Origin of the sequence: Paramuribaculum intestinale (assembly GCF_003024925.1) — a bacterium.
GTDB lineage: Bacteria > Bacteroidota > Bacteroidia > Bacteroidales > Muribaculaceae > Paramuribaculum > Paramuribaculum intestinale.
The window spans coordinates 1-1,350 of the sequence record NZ_PUED01000344.1; the positions used below are offsets into that span (position 1 = coordinate 1).

Consider the following 1,350-nt stretch of genomic DNA (forward strand, 5'->3'; position numbering starts at 1 on the left):
ACCCCCGCGCCCGCCACACTCTTTGGAGTCACCGTGGCCGAAGGCAACGCCACCGACGCCGAGGGCAACACATACGCCATCGACCCGACATTCGCCGCCATCCCCGAGGGTGACGCCGAGGCATGGAAGCTCAAAGGCTACGTGCTCGCCGACGAAAACGACAAGCCGGTGATCTACCTCACCGCATCGCAGGCCATCGACCGTGTGGCACTCCCCGTGATCACCCCCGCCGAGGCTGCGTTCCTCGACAAGACCACCGTCAGCATCACCTGTGCCACAGAGGGTGCAGCCATCGAGTATTCGCTCGACGGAGGCAAGACATGGAATCCCTACACCGGAGCCTTCGACGCCACGGCATCGGGCGAGATACTCGCACGCGCCACAGCCGACGACATGCTCCCCTCGCATGAGGCCAGAACGGAGGTGGTGAGAGAATACCTCTCGGGCGACGTCACCATCACCGTCGACGAGCAGGAGGCAGTGACCGTCATCACCATCAACGGACCCGCAGGAGCGGCAATCTACTACTCGCTCGACGGAGCCGCCGAGAAGCTCTACAACGGACCGCTGACACTCACCAACGACACGCAGGCCGTCATCAACGGACAGATCAAGGCCTACGCCCTCGAGAGCGGCAAGCGCCCCGGAGCGGAGTCAGTCAGGGACTACCAGATCAAGTTCAAGCCCGAAGTGACGGGCATCAGCGGCGTGGAAGCCGATCAGGAGGCCGGAAGCGTGCGCGTGGAGGGCAACTCGATCATCGTGCCCGAGGGCGCGCAGACCTTCGACATCGCCGGACGCCGCGTGAATCCCCAGGGACTCCCCCGCGGTATCTACATCGTGCGCCTCGCCTCGGGCAAGGCCGTCAAGGCGGTGGTGAAGTAAACCATCCAAAAAATAATAAGTTAGTATATATTGGCGCGTCACCGATGTGAATCGGGGGCGCGCTGCTTTTTAGGGGGTCGTTATTCGGAGATGTGCTGACTGTCCCTGCGGCTCATCCACGAAGATCCGCATAGCGGGCGAGCATACTCCCCCACCAAGCCGCCCTTCGGGCGTCATGGCGGGGTTTACAGAGGTCGGTGGTCTACGACCACCCCCAAGCGGCCGAAGAGAGAGGGAGTGCTATATGCGAGCGGGTGGCCTGGGCTGGCGCGGGCGGCTGATCTCGCATGCTCCGCAGCTCGGCCGACCGGGGACGCCTCTCTCCTCTCCCCCGGTCTACGCGGCGCGCTCCCCCGCCCCGCTGACGCGTGGCAAAGGTGGCGCGCCGCTCCGAACCGGGGATAACATCTGCCCGCACGCTCCGCGGCTCCGAGGACGGCAGCCCATCCGGCGGGGGAAGAGGGG

General features: G+C 64.9%; 1 pseudogene. It reads left to right on the top strand.

The features are described from left to right. Positions 1-885, top strand: a pseudogene (locus tag C5O24_RS13385) (chitobiase/beta-hexosaminidase C-terminal domain-containing protein); the annotation flags it as partial. Positions 886-1,350: the final 465 nt, after the last annotated feature.